Source organism: Pararobbsia silviterrae (assembly GCF_003628125.1).
In the GTDB taxonomy this organism is placed as follows: Bacteria; Pseudomonadota; Gammaproteobacteria; order Burkholderiales; family Burkholderiaceae; genus Pararobbsia; species Pararobbsia silviterrae.
The window spans coordinates 172,193-191,228 of record NZ_RBZU01000012.1 but is presented as its reverse complement, the minus strand read 5'-3'; the positions used below and the strand labels follow the sequence as shown (position 1 = coordinate 191,228).

Below are 19,036 nucleotides of genomic sequence, written 5' to 3'. Positions count from 1 at the left end.
ATGCCCCCTTACTTGATGAAGCCGAGCTTCTTTCGATCGAGCGTCAACGCGACCGCCACGATCAGCACGACGCCGTTGACAGCCGTCTGCGCATACGGATTGACGGCCATCAGCACCATGCCGTTATTGAGCACGGTCAGGATCAGCGTGCCGAGCAGCGCGTTCTTCGCGCCACCGAGCCCGCCCGTCAGCGATACGCCGCCGACCGCGACGGCCGTGATGACCGGGAACAGCAGATTGAGGCCCGCGCGCGACGTCGCGCTGCCCATGCGATTGACGAGCAGTACGGCGCCGAGTCCGTACAGACAGCCGGCGACGACGAACGCCAGCACCTTGATACGTTCGACGTTGATGCCGGCTTGCCGCGCGAGCGCCTCGTCGCCGCCGACCGCGTAGAGATAGCGGCCCGTGCGTGTCTTGTCCTCGAACCACTGCACGACGAGCGTGATCAGCAGCGCGACGAGCACGATATGCGCGATGCCGAAGGTCTTCTCGTTGATGAAATGCTGGATCCGCGTATCGAGCAGGCTGATCAGCTTGGACTTGTTGATATAGACCGCGACGCCATAGAGCACCCAACTGATGCCGAGCGTCGTGATGAAGGATGGAATTCTGAGTTTCGTATGGAGCATGCCGGTCACGAATCCGGCGGCCGCGCCGATCGCCATCGCGATCGGAACGATCCAGAGACCGACGTCGAAATCATTGAAGCGGTTCTTGCTGAGCACGCCGACGAACACCGCGCAGACCGCGACGGTGCCTTGCAGCGACAGATCGATGCCGCCGATCACGATCGTCAGATGCAGCCCCACGGCAAGAATCGCCGGAATCGCGGCGAGGCTCAGGACGACCTGAAGATTCGTCCACGACAGACTTTGGCCTTGCGTGCCGATCGCGAACGCAAGCACGATCAGGGCAAGCGAGATCCATTGCGCACCGACGCCCGAGCGTCGCAACCACTGGCGCGCGCCCCCGATCGAGAATCCACGGGCCGACGCTTGCGCCGTGCGCGCATCGGCGAGACTTTCCGCTTGTTTCATGAACAACGATCCTTCCTGAGGTCACGACCCCGATCGGCCGCGACAACGTGGGTCTGCGCGCCGACGAGCCGGGCGCGACATCGCGGCGCCCGGCTCGTCGATTCCTGCATGCGTCGGCACCCTGTCCTGACGGCATGCCCGAGGTCGAGGTCTTACTTGATCTCGGCCACCCAACGCGCGTAGAAGTTCTTCAGATCGTAGGTCGGCATCGTGCCGACGCCGGCCTTGATCTGATCGACGTTCTGCGGCGTCACCTGCGCACCGGGGATCAGGAACGCGCGGTACTTGTGCGGCGTCGCCTTGACGTCGAGCTTGCCGGACTTCGCGGCAAGCGCCATCGAAAGGCCGAGTTGCGCCTGATAGCGCGCGTCGTCGTATGCCGTCGACGACATCGTGCCTTCCTTGATCGCATCAAACGCGTCGGGAATGCCGTCGGTGCCGCTCACTTTCACCTGGCCGCTCTTGCCGACTTCCTTGAGCGCCGCGATGCTGCCGAGCGCCATGTTGTCGTTCGCGCTCCAGACACCGTCGACATCGGGATGCGCCGACAGCAGTTGCTTGGTGATCTCATACGACTTGTTGGTGTCCCAATCGGCGGCTTCCCACTGCACGAGCTTGACGTTCGGATATTCCTTGAGCGCCTTTTGCAACCCCTTGAAGCGATCGATCGCGGCGTTGTTCGAGAGCATCCCCTGGATCGCGATGATCGTGCCCTGGTTCGGCGTCTTGAATGTCTTGAACAGTTCCTTCGCGTTGAAATAGCCTTGTCCGACCGCGTCGAAGCTGATGTGCGCGACCCAGTGCGGATAGTCCTCGACCTTGATGTCGTCCGGCTTGTTCCACCAACTGACCCAGTAGACGCCCGCGCTTTCGAGCATCTTCGCGATCGGCACCACGTCCGGGCCTTCGTTCGGATCGACGTTGACGACCATATTGCCGCCCGTCTTCGCGATCTCGGCCTTGAGATCGGAGAACTGCTTCTGGCTATTGCCTTCGCTGCTGAGCACGTCGACCGGCAGATCGAGCGCCTTGCCCAAGGCCTTGGCGCCCGCGGCATAGTCCGCGTGATACGGGTTGTCGAGGCCCCGGATCATGACGACGAGCGTCGTCTTGTCCGCGGCATGCGCGAGGCCGGACACACCGATCGTCAATGCCGCGCAGACGGCCGCCCACATACGAGTTTTCTTCGCCACCTTGGGTCTCCTCCAGGAAACGGGTTGAATGGATCTCGGTGAGATCGATTGGGATTGTTTTCGCCGGTCGAATGACGGCTTTCCCTGTGCTGCGACATGCGCGCGCCGCGTCGACGCGCGAACGCCGCTACTGCGCCGTCAATCCTCCATCGACGACGACGGCAGATCCGGTCATGAATCGCGCATCGTCCGAGACCATGTAGAGCACGGCCTTCGCGACGTCGTCCGGTTCACCGGCTCTGCGCAAGGGTTGCCAATTCTGTTTCGAGGCCTCGGGCACATCCGCGGGCCGATAGTGCGCGACGACCGCATCGCCCATCTGCGTATCCATCATTCCCGGACACACGCAGTTGACGCGCACGTTATGCGCGGCGAAATCGAGCGCCATGCTGCGCGTGAGATTGATGACCGCCCCTTTCGAGGCCGCATAGGCGGACGCGTCCGCCGCGCCGACCATGCCCGCCACCGACGCGACGTTCGCGATGACGCCGCGCTTGCGCTCGAGCATCGCGGGCACGAACTGGCGCGAGACGAGGAACACGCTCTTGACGTTGGTGTCGAGCACCGCGTCCCACGTCGCTTCGCTCGCGTCGACGACCGTGCCCGGGCGCCAGATCCCGGCGTTGTTGACGAGGATGTCGATATACCCGACGTCGGCGAGGATCGCGCTCGCGACGTCGGCGATCTGATCCGCACGGGTCACGTCGAGCTCGCGAAATTCACAACGGCCGCCCGCCGCGACGATCGCCGCGCATGCCGCCTCACCTTCAACGCGGTCGCGATCCAGCAAGAACACGTGCGCGCCGTGCGCGGCCAGTTCGTGCGCGATCGCCTTGCCGATCCCGTTGGCGGCGCCCGTCACGACCGCTTTTCGTTCGCTCAATTTCATTCCGAATTCCCGATCACACCCGATATCTGAAATAACTTTTCACCACGACATATATTTTTTAGGCGCGACATGATCCATGCATCGATTCAATGCACATTGAAACCCATATCCATTCACCGACAACGACACATGGACCGATCCAAATTGATCGGACTTGGGACTAACGTTTGTTCAATAAAATGTAATGTGTGAATTCTTTATAACACCACACGTTCGACGAAGTAAACGAACGGTCTCGATATTTCCGTGTTGCGACGCACGATTTGCGTCCCATTTTTTGGGCGATTGTTTGTTTTTATATGCATTTTCAATACTTTATAAAATAAAGCATGGCAAGATAACCTCTATTTTTGTGGGTCATTCGACTACTTTTGTGTGAGTTATTTCGACGAAAATCGCATCACGTTTACCCTAGATCACTAACGTTACACGGCATAAAACGTTAGTGACGATTGAGCAATACTTACGATATCAGCTAAGCGTTAACACGTATATCGAGACGAGAAAGAGCCGAACACGATCACATTCCATTCAAGAAATTCGCGTTAACCCTTGAATAAACATTCGACGCGCGTTAACACTGGTCAAATATAAGTCGGCCCGCTAGTATTTTTTGGCGATTAATCGATTGATCAATTCGATGATCAGAAAAAGCGGCTTAACTCAATGAATGGAATTGAACGATGACTGAAATCTCGTCGCGCGTGCTCGGCACGTCCGGACTGAAATTGACGACGATGGGCCTGGGCGGCACGGGACTCGGCAATATGTATCGCGCGACGGATCCCGACGTCGCGATCGCGACCGTGCACACTGCGTTCGAACGCGGGATCCGCTATTTCGACACGGCGCCTGTCTATGGTTTCGGGCTCGCCGAATCGCGCCTCGGCGAAGCCATCCGATCGCTCCCGCGCGACAAGATCGTGATTTCGTCGAAGGTCGGCTATGCACTGGTGCCGATCTCTGCCGACGAGGTCGCGCCCGTGCTCTGGGATCAGGCGCCCGCGTTTCGACCCGAGTTCGACTACTCGCGCGATGCGGTGCGCCGCTCGATCGAAGACAGTCTCGAGCGGCTCGGCGTCGACTATATCGACATGCTCGCGATCCACGACCCCGACGAAGCGCTGGCCTTCGAACCCGGCGAGGATCCGCGCGCGCGCAGCCACTTTCAGGACGCGATGGAAGGCGCGTATCGCGTGCTCGACGACCTGCGCTCCGAAGGCGTCATCAAAGCCGTCGGCGTCGGGATCAATCAATGGCAGATGCTCGGCGACTTCGTCGTCGCAGGGCGCTTCGACTATTTCCTGCTGGCCGGCCGCTATACCTTGCTCGAACAAGAGCCGCTCGCGACGCTGCTGCCCCTTTGCGAACAACGCGGGACGCAGCTCGTGATCGGCGGCCCGTATAACTCGGGGATCCTCGCGTCCGGTCCCGTGAACGGCGCGACTTTCAATACGCGCAGCGCACCGCCGCGCGTCATCGACAAGGTCCGCCAACTCCAGGCCGTCTGCGCACGTCACGACATTCCGCTCGCCGCGGCCGCGCTGCAATTCCCGCTTGGACATCCGATCGTCGCCAGCGTGATTCCGGGCGCGCGCTCGGTCGAGGAGCTCGAACAGAACCTCGCCTTCATGCGTCTGCCGATTCCCGCAGACCTGTGGCGCGACCTCAAGGACGAAGGGCTCGTCGATCCCGCCGCGCCGACGCCCGCGGGTCGTTGATCCGATAGAGAGGCAGCCGCGACGACGCGCTCATGCAGCGGGTCGTCGCCGATGTGAGCCCGCGACGCTTCCCCTATAATCGGGCGCTGCTTCCGTCTGCGTCCGATACGCGGGCGCCGCTCACTCCAATGAAAATCATGGCGACGAATCCACGCTTTGTCGGTGTCACGGGGCTGCCGCGCGCAGGGTCGACCTTGCTATGCCAATTGCTCGCGCAACATCCGGAGATCCATTGCGAAGGGAATAGCTCGCCGCTATGCAATCTTCTGATCGGCATGCGCCACATGGTCAGCGACGACACGTTCTTTCTGTCGCAACTCGATCAGACTTTCGACCGCAGCTATGGGCATCTGACGTCGGCCATGCAGGGCTTCCTGCACGGCTGGCATCACGATTGCGAACGCCCCGTGGTGGTCGACAAGAACCGCGCATGGCTGCATGCCGTCGAGATGCTGCTGCATCTCGAACCGAACGCCAAATTGATCGTGTGCGTCCGCGAACTCGGGCAAATCTACGGATCGATCGAGGCGCAGCACCAGCGCACGATCCTGATCGATTTTCCCGATCACCTGGCCGACTACGACCGTTTCGGCCGTGCGGACATGCTATTCGCCAAGGACAAGGTCATCGGCATACCGCTGGCTTCGCTGCATGCCGTGACGGACCTGCCGAAGGCCGTCCAGAAATGCCTGTATTTCCTGCGCTTCGAAGATCTGATGGCGCGTCCGGCCGATTGCATGTCGCATATCTATCAATGGCTCGGCGTCTCGCCGCTCAGGATCGATCCCGAAGCGATCAGCACAGGCATTCAGGAAAGCGACAGCCACTTCCGCATGAAATACCTGCACACGCAGCACGCGCGCATCGCGCCGCCCACGCATCACGATATCGCGCCACGCATCCAGGCCCGGATCGAAAGCGCCTACGCGTGGTTCTATCAGCTTTACTACCCGAACCGGCTCGCGCCGCAGGCCGCAACGCCCGCGCGTTAGAACGCCTCGCTCGCCAGCAGCCACGCACGCACGGATGAACGGCTGCCGATCTGTACCGGCGTCGGGCCGACGGGCATCGCGACGACCAGATTTGCGGCCAGTCGATGCGGTCCGGCCCAATTCAGGCCAAGACCGACGCCGCCGAGATTCACGCTGTTCGCGCTGGCCAGCAGTGCGTCGCGATTGACTTCCACATGCGCGGCGTCGACGAACGCGATCGCCTCCCATTGGCCGTACGCGGAGGGGCCGAACGCATGGCGCAACTCGGTCGTGAACGTGTAGCCCGTGTCGCCCGACAGCACGCCGACGTCATACGCGCGCACCGAGTTCGGCCCGCCGATCGTGAGCTTTTGCGACGCATCGAGATTGCCCGATGCCCACTGCCCAGTCAGATTCACATAAAGCGTATCGCGCGCGGTCACAGTTTGAAGTCGCGTCAGCGTCGCGTTGCCCTTGACGAAACTGCCCTGCGTATTCGTCGTGAGCGCATCCTCGGCCTGCGCGACTGCATTGTCGAAACGCACATGGCCGTCCGTCACGCCGGCGCTCCACAGACTGAGGCCGCCGCCCCACAGACCATCGCGCACGTCGCCCGACAAGGTGGCTGTCAGATTGTCGAGATGGCGATCGGTCTGAATGCCCGTGCTGCGGATCTCGTCATTCAGTTGCAGGTGATCGTATTCGAGCTGCGCGTTGACGTTCACCGTCATGCTGCGCACGATGGGCTGCTTGAGCCAGACGCTGCTCGTCTGGGCGCTGCCTCGGGCATCGAGCGTCGACAACGACCCGTTCAGCTTATAGTCCAGCGCCGAATACGCACCACCCAGTTGGGTTCCCGAGCCGTCCAGCAAGGCATCGTACGAAGCGCGTCCGTAGCGCATGCCGTCGCCCGAGGTCAATGCGCTCACGCCGAGCGTATCGCCTCGATGCAGCAGGTTGTAGACATCGGCGTTGGCGCCTCCGCGTATGCGCCCGGTGTAGGCATCGCCGCCGTTGTCGAGCGTGAGATTGCCGCTGAACATCGGCGCCGACGCGGCATCGACGATCAAGTCGGACGTACCGGCTTGCGCACCCGATTTCAGCGTCGCATTGACGACCAGTCCCGCGATATCGGCGAGCAGCAATAAACTGCGATCGAGGTCGGCCTGCGTGATGACATCGCCGCTTTGAAGACCGCCCAGCGTCGACTGCAGCAAGCCATCACTCACACGGCTTTGATTGTCGATGTCTATCTTGCCGTAGCGCGCCTCGATGACTTCGATCTTCACGGTACCGGCCTGCAGGGTCTGCGCGGGGACGATCGCGTGCGCGAGCGGAAAACCGTGTGCGTGATAGTAGTCGGTGATGCGCGCGGCCAGCTCGCCGATATGAGGCAAGTCGAGATCCTTGCCCTCGGCATCGGCCACGAGCGCGTGCAGCGTCGCCGTGTCGATCTTCGTATTGCCGACGATGTCGATATGTTCGATGTGGATCGCGATGCTGGGCGGCAAGGCGCCGGACGCGGGTTGCTGGATACGCAGACCCGTATCGTTGGACGGCGGTGCGGGCGGCGCGGCCGGCTCCACTTGTTGGAGAATCGTGCCGGCGCTTGGAACGGCGGGCCCGGCCGCGTGCACGGGCATCGCAGGCGCGATGCCGATGCAGAACGTCCCGATCAGCAAAGACAAGGGCAACGGTCTGGGCGAGGCAGCCCCGTGCTGCGAGGTCGAGTGTTTCAAATCAAGCTCTTCTTATGGATGGATATGGGCTTGCTCACCGCCGGCGTCGCGCTCGATATGCAGCGTCGATCCGTTGCTGCCCAGCTTGATCGTCACGTCGCCTTCATCGTCGGAGGCCGTACCCGCATCCGCGAGATCGGGCACGCCGCGCGAAGCACTCGCTTGTCCGCTGTTTTGCTTTGACAGGACCCACGCCTCCACCTGTCCAAGATCGTTCGATGCCGTCACCAGACCGCCCGTTCCCCCTGTCGTCGCGGGCGGCGTGTTGACGATCGATAAGCGGCCGTCGACGAAGGTGATCATGTAGCCGTTCTGGGCCGAATACAGGCCGCTCACCGAGATCACGTAATCGCCCAGACCGACCGCGCCCTGCGCCGAACCGCTATAGGTCAGCGTCCCCGACAACAAGGACAGATCGGGTGTGACCGAGTACGTGACGCCGTTGCCGCCGTAAAAGGCCGTGCCGTCATATTGCGTGCTGACGTTGTTGGCCGTGATCGTCAACGGCGTCAAAAAGGCCTGCAGCAAAAGCGTGGTGAAGCCGCTGTACATAAACCATGTCGAGCCCGCGCCATTGCCGGCGCCCGGAAGATCCCAAGCCGGATTCACATCGCCGTTGCCGCTATGGTCCGTCGGATTCGACGTGCCGGTCGCGCTCGTGAAGTTGGCGGAATTCTGCAGTGCCGCGGTACTCATACCCCATACGACGCCACCGAGATCGACGCTACCCCCAATGCCGGTCAGCGTCGGATTCGCATCGCTGTCGTAGAAGCTGTCCGTGACGGAACCCGTGGAAAGGACGGCGCCGACGAGCCCGCCAGTCGTGGCGCTATCGGTGCCCGTGACGACACCGGTCTCGTAGCTGTTATGGATCGAGCCGCTGATGTTGAACGGACCGAAATTGGCCCCCACGAGCCCGCCGACATAGCGCGCGCCCGTCACCGCCCCCGTCGCGTAGCTGTTCGTGATCGAGCCGCCGTAGTTCATGCCGACGAGGCCGCCGGTTTCACCCGCCGTCCCCGTTCCGGCGATTGTGGCGTTGCTGACGTTTCCGGTCGCATAACTATTCGCGATCGAGCCGCCGTCGATGCCGACCAGACCACCCAGTATCGCGCTGGTGGAGCCGCTGTTCAGCACGCTCACGCTGCCGGTCGCGTAACTGTCGCTGATCGAACCATAGGTTTTTCCTTCGAGTCCGCCCGCGTCCCCGGCCCCGGTAACGGCGCCTGTCGCGTAACTCTGGGTGATCGAACTCGATTCGCCGCCATATCCGGCGAGACCGCCGCCTGCGCCGGTGCGGGACCATACGGTGCCGGTCGCATAACTGTCGATAATCGCGCCGCCCCAATTGCTTCCCGCCAATCCGCCGGCGTTGAAAATCGAGTTGACAGCGCCGATCGCATAGCTGTTTTCGATAGTTCCGAAGTTGCTGCCGACCAATCCGCCGGCGCCGTGGTAGTTGCCAGCGAACGACGCGCCATAGGGAATATAGGCGTCGGCATAGCTGTTAGCGGTGGTGCCTTCGTTTGCGCCGACAAGCCCGCCGACCGAAACGCCCCCGCTCACCGTCCCCGTCGCGAAGCTATTCGTGACCGTGCCAATATGATTGAAGCCAACGAGTATGCCGACATAGCCGCTGCCCGCGACGCTCGCGCCGACAAGGCCGACGTTGCACACGGTGGTCGCCATGATGTCCCCGAACAGGCCGACATTAGCCGCGAGCTGGGTGTCGAATTCAGTGAGTCCGGAAATCGTATGCCCAAGCCCGTCGAACACGCCGGTGAACGTCGAGATCGGCGCGAAGCCGGCGCCGCCGTTCCATGACGCTGTCGCACTCGCGTCGATATTGCTGCCGAGCGCATAGTAGCCGCTCAAATTGTTCTGCATGCCTTGCAGGCTGTCGGTTCCGGTGTCGCCCGCCACACCGACGCCTGAACCCGGCGTGACATCGGAGATCACCGTATAGGCATTGCCGTTGATCGTGAGCAAACCGGTTCCGCCGGCCGCGGTCGTGCCCGCATCGGAAAAGAAGTTCACCGAGCCCGAAAAACCGCCCGCATTCGGCAGAAGATCGACGTTGACCGTGCTGATGACGCTCGCGCTCGTCGGCCCGGTATTCATCGTCAACGGCGCGCGCCAATACGCGTTCATTGCCGCGCCGATATTGATGACGCCGCCCGCGTTCAGCACGAGTGCGCCCGTCGTGGCCGCGTCGCCCGGCGTGCCGCTCACGCCCCACGTAATCGGAGCGTTGATATTGATGTTGTTGGCCGCGTTCAGCGTCAGCGTATGGCTGCTCGCATCGACACTGTTCGAACTCCAGTTGACCGCGTCGTCGATATTGATGTTGCCCGTCGCGGTGCCCGTGGTATTCACCGTATCGAGCGTGACGTTGGTCGACTTGAGCTCGGCCGACAGTGCCGCGCCCGTGATGTTGCCGCCGCTCGCGGCGACGGTGAAGTCGATCGGATCGATGAGCCAGGAGCCCATGAGACCTTGCGGCGCGCGCGTATCGATGCTGGCGCTGTTCGCGACGTTCACGGTGGCGGCGCTCGTTTCGATGGCGCCGCCGTTGCCGCCGTTCTGCGCGGACGCGTCGAGCGTGCCGTCGACGTTGACCGTGCCGGCTTGCATGCCGCCGAGCAAGGTAATCGTCCCCGCGTGATTTTCGACGGTGCGCGCTTCGATCGTGCCGGTGTTGTTGACCACGGACGCCAGCAGCGAATCCGCCGCGCCGGCCGTCATCACGACCACGCCGCCGTCGGCTTGAATCAGGCCGCCGTTTTCCGCGAGCGTGTTGAACACGCTCTGGTCGACCTGCATATGGACGAGGCTATTGCCGCTGAACGTCAGCGTGATGCTGCTGCCCGCACCGAGCGCCGCTGTGCCGAGCGGCGCGGTGATCGTGCCGTCATTGCGCACCGTCTTGCCCAGCAGCGCGATATAACCGCCGCTCGCGGCGTTGAGCGAGCCCTGATTGACGACCGTGCCCGTCGCGCTCGCCGCTTGCGTGAATGTGCCGCTGCCGTTCATGAACGCCGCCGCGTCCATCTGCATCGTCGAGGCCACGAGACCGCCGACGTTGACTTGCGCGCCGGCGCCGAACAGCACGCCGTTCGGATTCAGAATATAGACCTGGCCGTTGGCCGAGAGACTGCCGAGAAACGTGCTGGGACTCGAGCCCGTGATGCGATTCAGCGCGACCGCGGACGCATTCGGCTGATTGAAGACCAACGCTTCGTTGGCGGCCGTCGACAAGCTCGTCCAGTCGATGACCACGCGCTCGCTGGATTGATTGATCGTCGTGGTCGTCCCGACCGTCGCGATCTTGGCGCTGCCATTGCCCGCGGCAATCGATGCATCGCTGGCATTGGCCGCATATGCCGCGGGCGATAAAGGAATGCACACCGCGGAAACCGAGAGCGCAGCGGCGGTCAACTCGACGACGCGCTTGCCGCCACGACTTTGCGTTTTGCCCCTGCCCCGCGCATTTTCGCGCACCGCGACCCAGCTATGAGCGACGCGACTCCAGACCAGGCGATAGATGTGATTCATTTTTATTGTCGCGAGCCATATAAGGGAATACCCCGTTCTTCACGCGTTCGGAAATCGAATCCGTGTCGCCATGGCCCGCCGCTGTTTTGGCGTCAAGCCCCCGATGCCATGCGAGGATAGCCGCGATTGTAAGGCCACATTCAGCGGGTCGAAAACCTGGATATGAATCCAATCTTTGCGTGGTATCGCCACAACCCTTCGTCGCGCACGGCGCCGTTCACGCGCGCGACATATCGGCGCTGCCGAGACTCGCCCGGCGCGACTGTCATCGATCCTGATACGGATCTTTCAGGGTTTATTCAGTGAACGCTGCAATGCGCGATCCGGACCGTGGGCCTCGCGATGAACCCACGGCCTGCCTCTTCATGCGACGATCGGCTGCGGTGAGCGCAGGCGATGTTTGAGAAACAGCGAGGGAGCGATGTCGATCCCTCGCACGCCACGACTCAAGGTGTCGATTGCGTCGACTAGACGTATATCGTGCCCGATGCCCTCGTTATCGGGCATGCGTCGAATCGCCCCGGGTGGCGTTCACCCCACTGTCGAGACACCGTTCTCCGCGTCGACCATCGCCGTTTCGAATTGCATGAATTCGCTGCTGCTCACGACCTGGTTGTGATTGCTGTCCATCAAGCTCAGCAACATCTGGGACGTCGTGCTCGACGGGTCGCTCGAAAGTTGACCCAAGGCATCGAGCATCTGTGCATTCGATACGGTGCCGGAGTCCGTCCCGCCAAGCTGCGAAAAGAGTTGATCGGCTTGCGTCTGCGTGCCGCCGAATTGCTCGATCAAAGAGACGAACGCCGACTGCGACAGCGTATCGCCGCTCGATTCATGGGGCGCCGCGTTCAAGGCTTTGAGGAGATCCTGCTGATACGTTGCGGAAGAAGGACTCAATCCCTGCGGCAAATCCAGCCCGGCAAGACTCTGGACCGACACCGTCACACCGTCCGCGGCGAGTTCGGACAGTCCTTTCGCATCGGCACCCAAGGCGACGGTCGACGTATCGGTATTCGATGCGGTGGTCGCGGACGCCGTGCTCGACGCAGCATTCGATGCCGAAGACGGGGACGTGTTCGCTTGCGTGGAGGTGTCCGCTTGCGTGGCTTGCGCTTGTTGCGATGCCTGCATCGATGCCGCGAGCGACGCGGCAAAAGTGGAACCGTCGATACCGCTTTTCGCGTCGCCCGTACTTTGACTTTCTCGATTGGGGTTCACGCCGAACAATGCGTTGATCGTCACTTCAGTCTCCGAGCGTTGAATGGAGACTGCATTGTCTTGAATCGCGAACGGGCCGATCGCTCGAATAGATTGGTTTGGATTTTTTAATTCCGGGGATGGGCACCGCGATCGGCCGAATCACGCTGAGTCATGACACCGGCGAGTGCGGCGCGCTACCTGCTCAGTCGCCCCTGCATCGGATGCGCGCGACGCCAACCCGCTTCGCCGCGCGCGTGGACGAAACACACTTTCAAGTCGGCTTGACGTTCGTCACAGAAATAAACGGGCGTACCGGGAAATTGCCGGTCGCTCGTGATGAACCACAGGGCGTCGCCGTGCGCTTCAGCCGCACTCGAAACGCGACAGACGAGCAGATCCGCCCGCGCCGCATCGTCGACCAACGTGACGCGAAACTGAGCCTCGCTCATGGTTGCCGCCTGATAGATGCGCGCCATCCAAGCCTCACTTAAAGAAAGATTCAATTGTTGCCGGAATAAAGCACCGCTACTGCAATCCAAGCCGCTGCAACGCGCTGCAGTCGCGCGCTTCCGGATTCGCTACGTGCTGTTGCTCAAGTCCGATTTCCTGAATCGTATCAGCGGTCGGCACATACCGAGGCCATGCGGGCAGACCGGGTCCATTCGGATCGCCGGTCGCCGCGAAGCGGCTCCAGATCGCAATCAGCGCATCGGACAGCCGAACGTCATCGGGACCATAGCCTGGGCTGTTCGTCTGATTGAGATTCCCGAAAACGTAGGGCAACTCGGCCGCATGGAATGCGCCGATCTTCAAGCGCCTGCCGCGCTCCGGCACATACGTGAAAAGATAAAGATAGACGGGCGTCCCGTTGCCGGCGATCGCCTTGGCGGTCGCCAAAGCCGAACAGCCGAACACCATTTCGGTGGCCGCACGCACGGCCACCGCATGCGCGTCCGCGTCGGTATCGGCTGGATAAAGCGCAAGAATCGTGTCGGCCAGCTTCGGCCAGCGCTTTCTCACATAGTCCGCCCATTCCTCGCGCGTCGACGTCGACGGAACGAAACGACTTGCGTCGTCGATCGTGGAACCGATCATGACGGGAATGTTTTTTCCCGCGCCGTCGATGATCAATTGCCGTGCCGAGCCGGGCAACACCTCCCCGTCCTGATTCGGACGATAGTTCACCGGAGATCGAAGCGTCGCCGAACTGGGAAGCGCAGCGAGGATCTCCGCGGTGCTTTTTTGCCTCAGGCACGCCAATACGTCTCGCGTGTCCTCGCATTGAACCGTGTTCGATAGCCGGATCCCCAATTGCTCCGCGCGTCGCGCGGGCTGCGGACCTCTGAGTTCACACGTCCCCGACTGCATGATCGCCGCGCGGAACAGCCCCTTCGTCAGCGGCGAGGCCAGCAAATAGCAGACGCTATACCCACCGGCGGACTGTCCGAAGATCGTCACGCGATCGGGGTCGCCGCCGAATGCCTGGATATTGCGCCGCACCCATTGAAGCGCCGCAATCTGATCGCGCAGCCCATCGTTACCGGAGCTGTGGTCAGGCGATTCGGCGGTCAACCTCGGATGCGCAAGAAAGCCGAATGGCCCGAGGCGATAGTCGAGTGTGACGACGACGACGTTCCCTTTCTTGGCGAGCACCCCGCTTGGATATTGCCGGGAAGACCCGCGCGCAAACCAACCGCCATGGATCCAGACCATGACGGGAAGCGACGCGTTGGCCGCGTGCGCGGGAGACCAGACGTTGAGGTGCAGGCAATCCTCGCTTTGATCCTTGGGTGCGGCAATGTCGAGCACGTCACCGGCCAGCGCGTTTTGCGCGCTGGCCGGTCCGTATCGCGTCGCGTCGACGACGGCGGTATTTTTTTCGGCCGGAACCGGAGGCTTCCATCGCAGATCGCCGACCGGCGGCTGCGCGTACGGAATGCCTTTGAACACGGAAAAGCCGGAGTCGACGGTGCCTTGATAAACGGCGTCCGGTGCATGGACAAGCGCCTTGGAAAACGCCGCGTCACGATCGTTGTCCGTACCCGATGACGCGCTTTCAGACGGACAGGCCACGTTAGCAAACAGTAGGCTTAGCAGGAGCACGGCAACACATCGTGCCGGATACATGGAATTCTCCAAGAGACCATCGCACTCGAATACTGCAACAGTCCGACCATCCGATCGACAGAAATCGATCCGACATCGCCTCTCGAAACGTGGAAGCCCACCGACGTCGTCGCGACAAGTCAGGTCGTTGAAACCTTTCGGCATGCAGGCTTAACGATCAAAGACTCTCCACGCGCAGGCGATGACGACACGGACACGCTCGCTGTTCAGGCGCGGCTTGAATCCGACTTTACAAAGACGCGTGCAAAAACATGCGATGCTCGGGCTTCTGCGGCACCCGCGTAGACCCTTTCCACCAAGAAGCATTCACACCGGTCACGCTGAACGCGTACACTGAATCGCGACCCCTGTTTCATGGGGCGATGCCATTCGGAGCGCAGCGTGAAAATCACATCGACGAGTACGTCAACGACTACGGACAACACGGTCTCCGCCGCCACCATTACAAAGTTTGCGAAGCTGTTTCCGCCCGAAGCGCCTCGGACATTGGTGACGCAGGCGTATCAAACGTTGGCCGATACAGCACCCAAAGACAGGAACGACACGTTCTTGAAAACGGGACTCGCGCGCTGGCTCAGCGATCATCACGTCGACAAAATCGGATCGATGGTGCTATCTGCCACGGCGTTCTTCGACTCCACCAGCAAGACGACCGACACCAAGTAGTACCGGACTTGAACGCGTCGTCAATCGCTTCGACGTGTAGCCCGATTCACGTGTCATGGTCATCGTTAGCATCGCGAAAGGAACCGTGCTGAAAGCGCGCATCGATACGCTGCCCGTTCTGAAAGGAAGCCTCTGTACGATGGATGTCACTGCGTGCGTGTGGATGACGCTTGCGCTCGACGACAGTGAAAACGCGCTGAAAGGTTAGAATGAGTACATGCATCGTGCTGGGCATCGGCTTCGGACTCGCGGTTTTGATGGCGGTATTCGGCTTATGGAAGCTCGGACCGTCAACGCAATCCGAGCTTAAGGAACCGGAAACGGAAGCTCCGCGCTCTCATCAGACAAAGCGTTCAGTCAGCTCGCAATCAGCCTCTGGACACCCCTTGCCATGAGAGATTCCTTTGAAGTCGCGTCCTGGCTCGCGTTTGCCGTTGGCTTGGCGATCATTGTTGTTGTTATCCACTCGCAGCGGGCGTCTCGGGAAAAGCACGTCGGAACGTTGAACCACGGAGGCAGGGCAAGGGAGTCCGACGCAGGTCGCGACACCCAGCCGCCGTCCAGTTAGTCGAACGTTTTGTCACTTCGAGTTCCAGCTTCGAGGAGCGCACGATGCGTCTCTCCTGGCCGCCTGAGGCGGCGTTACTGCTCCGACACCCCCGTGTGCGGATCAGATCAGTCGAACAGATATGCAGCACGAAGCGACGAAATCGAATAAGACTTGCGCGAATGAAACGACACCCGAGGATCGCCTTCCACGCCGCACGATAAGAGCGCGACTGTTGCGCGCTTTGTCGATTTGCGGACCCGGTCTGCTCGTCATGTTGGCCAACTCCGATGCCGGCAGCGTCGTCGCGGCCGCGCAAAGCGGCGTGCAGTGGGGCTACCGGTTGGCGCCTTTGCTGCTGGCGCTCTTCCCCGTGCTCTACATGGTTCAGGAGCTCACGGTCCGACTCGGCATCTATACGCAAAAAGGGCACGGAGAACTGATCCGCGAGCGATTCGGACCGACATGGGCATACCTGTCGGTCGTCGGACTGGTCGTCGCGACGACCGGAACGCTCGTCACGGAATTCACTGCTGTCGCGGGCATCGGCGAGCTCTACGGCGTTTCGCGTTTGATCAGCCTGCCGCTATCGGCGGCGGCGCTGATCGGGATCGTGACGACGGGTTCGTATCGGCGCGTCGAACGCGTGGCCGTGATCATCGGTCTTTTCGAATTGGCGTTCTTTTACGTAGCGTGGCGATCCCAACCGGATCTCGCGACGATTCGGCAGCACGTCAGCGATCTCCCATGGCGGGATCATGGCTTCCTGTTTCTCGCCGCGGCCTTGATCGGCACGGTATTCAATCCCTGGATGATTTTTTACCAGCAATCGGCCATTGCGGAAAAACGGCTCGAGGCACGCGACCTCCCCACGGCGCGAGGGGAAACCGCCATCGGCGCTCTGCTGACGCAATGCTTGACGATCTCGGTACTCGTCGCGGTGGCGGCCACCTTGGGCGGACATCGCTCAACGGTATCGCTCAAATCGGTCGGTGATATCAGCGCGATGTTGACGCCCTATCTGGGCGTGAAGTTCGGCCGCCTGGTGTTCGGCGTCGGCGTACTGGGCGCCGCCACCGTCGCGGCCGTTGTGGCGTCGCTCGCGATGGCCTGGGGTCTTGGCGAAGTCCTGGGTTACCAACGATCGCTGGAATTCAAGCCCGGTCGTTCACCGTGGTTCTACGGGGGTTACGTCGCAAGCGTGCTGACCGCCAGCGTCATCGTCTGCATCAGCCACGATCTCGTCCTCGTGAACATCGGCGCACAGGTCGTCAACGCCCTCTTTCTGCCTTTTGTGCTCGGCTTACTGGCCGCACTGGCGGCAGACGCGCTCCCGGAGGAAAAGCGGCTTAAGGGATTCTATTTCTGGCTATTGCTCATCGGCGCCGCCGCGACGGCGTTCCTCGGCGTGTACGGCGGCCTGTCTTCGCTCTTTTAACGCGTGCCGAACAGACCGCTAAGGGGCGTCTAATCAAGCGTCACGATTGAAAGGGAATATGCATTGACGCTATCTCTAGACGCCCACTAGAATTCGGGCACTTTCACAAACGAGGCCGATGCCTTGGACGCATCCAGTAGTCGATCTTCGAGCAGTCCCACTGCCTGACCTGCAAGACGTCCGAGCGCCTCTTCTCTCGCCGCCGTCTTGCTCACAGGCAGACGGTGCGTGTCGTTGTTCCCTTCATGCACTGCTATCGCGTCGTCTGAACGCTGCATATTCGAATGCGGGCGTGCCGACGACTTCGCTTCACGGGCGCCGTCCCGTGGACGTGTTCGCTCGCGCCGCGACGATGTCGTCGATTGCGTGAGTCCGCACGTGGAATCCGCACGCGTGTACGCAGTGCGCGTGCGCTGTACACAAGGAGTCGATATGCCCGACAGCGACAGTTGCCCCTTACCTCGCTCACCCTTATCGCATACCGGGGAACGCGAGCCGATGCGCTGATGCCGCGTTGATGACGCAAGCGGCCGCGCGTCCGCCGTTTCCCCACGCACGGCATCTTCGACGATGCCTGGAGACGCATCATGACCTACGGCCTTCTGCTCTGGAAAATCCCTCACGCCCACGATTGCGTGATCCTTCCTGACCACTTCGACATCGTTCGATCGCGCGGCATGCATCGCCTCGCCGCGCTCTGGAACGCGCTCACAAAGCGTACGCCGCTCAACACGCACTAAAAGCGCGGTCTGCCGCGGGCGTGGGTTTTTCTTAGTTCGCGGCGATATGTACATATATTACGTACATATCGCCCCAAATGACGAGACGGCACATGTGTCTATCAAGAATACCGACCCGCGAGCGGAACCTCGTCATCTCCACACGATTTCTGTCGGCCGGCGCCATCGGACGGCGCGCACGATCGTCGATCTCCAAGCGCTCGACGTGTCATCGCGGCACGACTTTGTCGAACACCGTGTAGTCGATATGCGTGACGCCGTCTTCCTGATGCAGGAGATCGACGTAATCGTGATCCCAAAGAATTCGCTCGGGCGGCCAGGCCGTGCGCGCCTGCATCGTTTGCATCGTGGTTTCGTCGACGCCCTCGATCGTGAGCAGCAGTTCTGCCCGACTCTTCGTCAGTGACTCCACCGTCTCTCCGAAAAGCGGGCTGCTTTCATCGATCACATGCATCATGTTCCACCCAAGCATGAAAACCGGATGACGCTCCCGGACTAACGGGATGTCGTAGAGCTTGCGAATGAAAAAGCCTTCGGCCGTGGTTTCCGAGCGCATCATGCGCATGCGTGCCGTAGCTTCCGCGATCACGTTTTGCCGCGCGTTCGCCGCGCGGACCATCAGGGTTGTACGACCTTCGATCGGCCGCACGATCGCGTATTTCGCAAAGATGATCCGCGCACGAGGTCGCGAGAACCGCGCGAAGATCATCCCCGTCGTCAAGGCGACCCCCGACATACCGACAAAGATTTCAACAGTCGCCACCACGTGGCCGTAAATCGTGGCGGGATGCATATCGCCATAACCGACGGTCGCCAGCGTTTCGACGCTGAAGAAAAAAGCGCCGAGAAATCCTGCAGGCGCCTGATTGGCGATCGCATGGTCGCCGCACAGGAACAGCAATGCGAATCCGCAATTCAGGACAATGAACAACACCGCCGCCGCGGCAAAAAAAATCGGCCAGCGCATGGTGAGCGCGTGGTGATAGATGTCCTGCCAGATGTACTGCCGAAGGCCGTGTGTGAAAACGTGTCGGCCACCATCGACGCGCAGCCGGTGATGAGGTGGTGGCCCATGTCGTTCGCTATCGGGCCGTGGTGCGCGGTCGTCTGTCATCGTTCGCCTGAGGTGTTTGCCGGAATCGGCCCGATGGCATTCTACCGTCCGGCCGACATTCCCAAGGCCGTCTTGAGCGCGGCATTCCACCTCAGG

General features: G+C 61.3%; 15 protein-coding genes. 6 read left to right on the top strand and 9 right to left on the bottom strand.

The window, feature by feature from the left end; translation table 11 throughout:
- Positions 1 to 8 precede the first annotated feature (8 nt).
- The 3 genes from D7S86_RS22870 to D7S86_RS22860 all read right to left on the bottom strand — a co-directional run bounded on the left by D7S86_RS22870 (position 9) and on the right by D7S86_RS22860 (position 3,116).
- Positions 9 to 1,040, bottom strand: coding sequence for an ABC transporter permease (locus D7S86_RS22870; RefSeq protein WP_121089687.1), 1,032 nt, complete (start codon positions 1,038 to 1,040; stop codon positions 9 to 11).
- A 152-nt stretch (positions 1,041 to 1,192) separates the two neighbouring features.
- Positions 1,193 to 2,233 (bottom strand): sugar ABC transporter substrate-binding protein, encoded by a 1,041-nt coding sequence (locus D7S86_RS22865; protein WP_147432432.1) that lies wholly within the window; start codon positions 2,231 to 2,233, stop codon positions 1,193 to 1,195.
- Positions 2,234 to 2,360: 127 nt separating this feature from the next.
- A complete protein-coding gene (locus D7S86_RS22860; RefSeq protein WP_158602059.1) occupies positions 2,361 to 3,116 on the bottom strand; it encodes an SDR family NAD(P)-dependent oxidoreductase in 756 nt (251 codons plus the stop codon).
- Between the two features lie 689 nt (positions 3,117 to 3,805).
- Here D7S86_RS22860 and D7S86_RS22855 point away from each other — a divergent pair.
- The gene (locus D7S86_RS22855) at positions 3,806 to 4,843 is read left to right on the top strand and encodes an aldo/keto reductase (protein ID WP_121089681.1); all 1,038 of its coding nucleotides are present in this window, start codon (positions 3,806 to 3,808) and stop codon (positions 4,841 to 4,843) included.
- A gap of 137 nt (positions 4,844 to 4,980) precedes the next feature.
- Entirely contained in the window at positions 4,981 to 5,835 is an 855-nt protein-coding gene (locus tag D7S86_RS22850; protein ID WP_121089772.1) for a sulfotransferase family protein, read from the top strand.
- Here the strand turns inward: D7S86_RS22850 and D7S86_RS22845 are convergent.
- From D7S86_RS22845 to D7S86_RS22825, 5 genes are all read right to left on the bottom strand, one after another.
- Positions 5,832 to 7,553, bottom strand: a complete 1,722-nt coding sequence (locus tag D7S86_RS22845) for a ShlB/FhaC/HecB family hemolysin secretion/activation protein (protein ID WP_147432431.1) — start codon at positions 7,551 to 7,553, stop codon at positions 5,832 to 5,834. The genes D7S86_RS22850 and D7S86_RS22845 overlap by 4 nt on opposite strands.
- 12 nt (positions 7,554 to 7,565) lie before the next feature.
- Positions 7,566 to 11,108, bottom strand: a complete 3,543-nt coding sequence (locus D7S86_RS22840) for a two-partner secretion domain-containing protein (protein ID WP_121089677.1) — start codon at positions 11,106 to 11,108, stop codon at positions 7,566 to 7,568.
- Between the two features lie 531 nt (positions 11,109 to 11,639).
- Positions 11,640 to 12,350, bottom strand: a complete 711-nt coding sequence (locus tag D7S86_RS22835) for a hypothetical protein (protein WP_121089675.1) — start codon at positions 12,348 to 12,350, stop codon at positions 11,640 to 11,642.
- 152 nt (positions 12,351 to 12,502) lie between these two features.
- Positions 12,503 to 12,757, bottom strand: coding sequence for a 7(1) septoil knot domain-containing protein (locus D7S86_RS30315; protein ID WP_240648363.1), 255 nt, complete (start codon positions 12,755 to 12,757; stop codon positions 12,503 to 12,505).
- A 76-nt stretch (positions 12,758 to 12,833) separates the two neighbouring features.
- Positions 12,834 to 14,435: a carboxylesterase/lipase family protein gene (locus D7S86_RS22825; RefSeq protein WP_158602057.1), complete on the bottom strand. Its 1,602-nt coding sequence runs from the start codon at positions 14,433 to 14,435 to the stop codon at positions 12,834 to 12,836.
- A gap of 381 nt (positions 14,436 to 14,816) precedes the next feature.
- Here D7S86_RS22825 and D7S86_RS22820 point away from each other — a divergent pair, with 381 nt between their 5' ends.
- The 4 genes from D7S86_RS22820 to D7S86_RS29610 all read left to right on the top strand — a co-directional run bounded on the left by D7S86_RS22820 (position 14,817) and on the right by D7S86_RS29610 (position 17,826).
- Positions 14,817 to 15,101 (top strand): hypothetical protein, encoded by a 285-nt coding sequence (locus tag D7S86_RS22820; RefSeq protein WP_147432430.1) that lies wholly within the window; start codon positions 14,817 to 14,819, stop codon positions 15,099 to 15,101.
- A 55-nt stretch (positions 15,102 to 15,156) separates the two neighbouring features.
- Positions 15,157 to 15,309: a hypothetical protein gene (locus D7S86_RS29615; protein WP_158602056.1), complete on the top strand. Its 153-nt coding sequence runs from the start codon at positions 15,157 to 15,159 to the stop codon at positions 15,307 to 15,309.
- Positions 15,310 to 15,922: 613 nt separating this feature from the next.
- Positions 15,923 to 17,086, top strand: a complete 1,164-nt coding sequence (locus D7S86_RS22815) for an NRAMP family divalent metal transporter (RefSeq protein ID WP_240648359.1) — start codon at positions 15,923 to 15,925, stop codon at positions 17,084 to 17,086.
- Between the two features lie 587 nt (positions 17,087 to 17,673).
- Entirely contained in the window at positions 17,674 to 17,826 is a 153-nt protein-coding gene (locus tag D7S86_RS29610) for a hypothetical protein (protein WP_158602055.1), read from the top strand.
- Positions 17,827 to 18,034: 208 nt separating this feature from the next.
- Here the strand turns inward: D7S86_RS29610 and D7S86_RS22810 are convergent, their stop codons facing one another.
- Complete coding sequence (locus tag D7S86_RS22810; RefSeq protein ID WP_121089665.1) at positions 18,035 to 18,940, bottom strand: ion channel; 906 nt, start codon at positions 18,938 to 18,940, stop codon at positions 18,035 to 18,037.
- Between the last annotated feature and the right edge of the window lie 96 nt (positions 18,941 to 19,036).

Excerpts from the sequence above, each read along its gene's own strand:
- D7S86_RS22870 (WP_121089687.1), bottom strand. The coding sequence starts at position 1,040 with ATGAAACAAGCGGAAAGTCTCGCCGATGCGCGCACGGCGCAAGCGTCG.
- D7S86_RS22855 (WP_121089681.1), top strand. The coding sequence starts at position 3,806 with ATGACTGAAATCTCGTCGCGCGTGCTCGGCACGTCCGGACTGAAATTG.
- D7S86_RS22850 (WP_121089772.1), top strand. The coding sequence starts at position 4,981 with ATGGCGACGAATCCACGCTTTGTCGGTGTCACGGGGCTGCCGCGCGCA.
- D7S86_RS22840 (WP_121089677.1), bottom strand. The coding sequence starts at position 11,108 with ATGAATCACATCTATCGCCTGGTCTGGAGTCGCGTCGCTCATAGCTGG.
- D7S86_RS30315 (WP_240648363.1), bottom strand. The coding sequence starts at position 12,757 with ATGAGCGAGGCTCAGTTTCGCGTCACGTTGGTCGACGATGCGGCGCGG.
- D7S86_RS22825 (WP_158602057.1), bottom strand. The coding sequence starts at position 14,435 with ATGTATCCGGCACGATGTGTTGCCGTGCTCCTGCTAAGCCTACTGTTT.
- D7S86_RS29615 (WP_158602056.1), top strand. The coding sequence starts at position 15,157 with ATGGTCATCGTTAGCATCGCGAAAGGAACCGTGCTGAAAGCGCGCATC.
- D7S86_RS22815 (WP_240648359.1), top strand. The coding sequence starts at position 15,923 with ATGTTGGCCAACTCCGATGCCGGCAGCGTCGTCGCGGCCGCGCAAAGC.
- D7S86_RS29610 (WP_158602055.1), top strand. The coding sequence starts at position 17,674 with ATGACCTACGGCCTTCTGCTCTGGAAAATCCCTCACGCCCACGATTGC.
- D7S86_RS22810 (WP_121089665.1), bottom strand. The coding sequence starts at position 18,940 with ATGACAGACGACCGCGCACCACGGCCCGATAGCGAACGACATGGGCCA.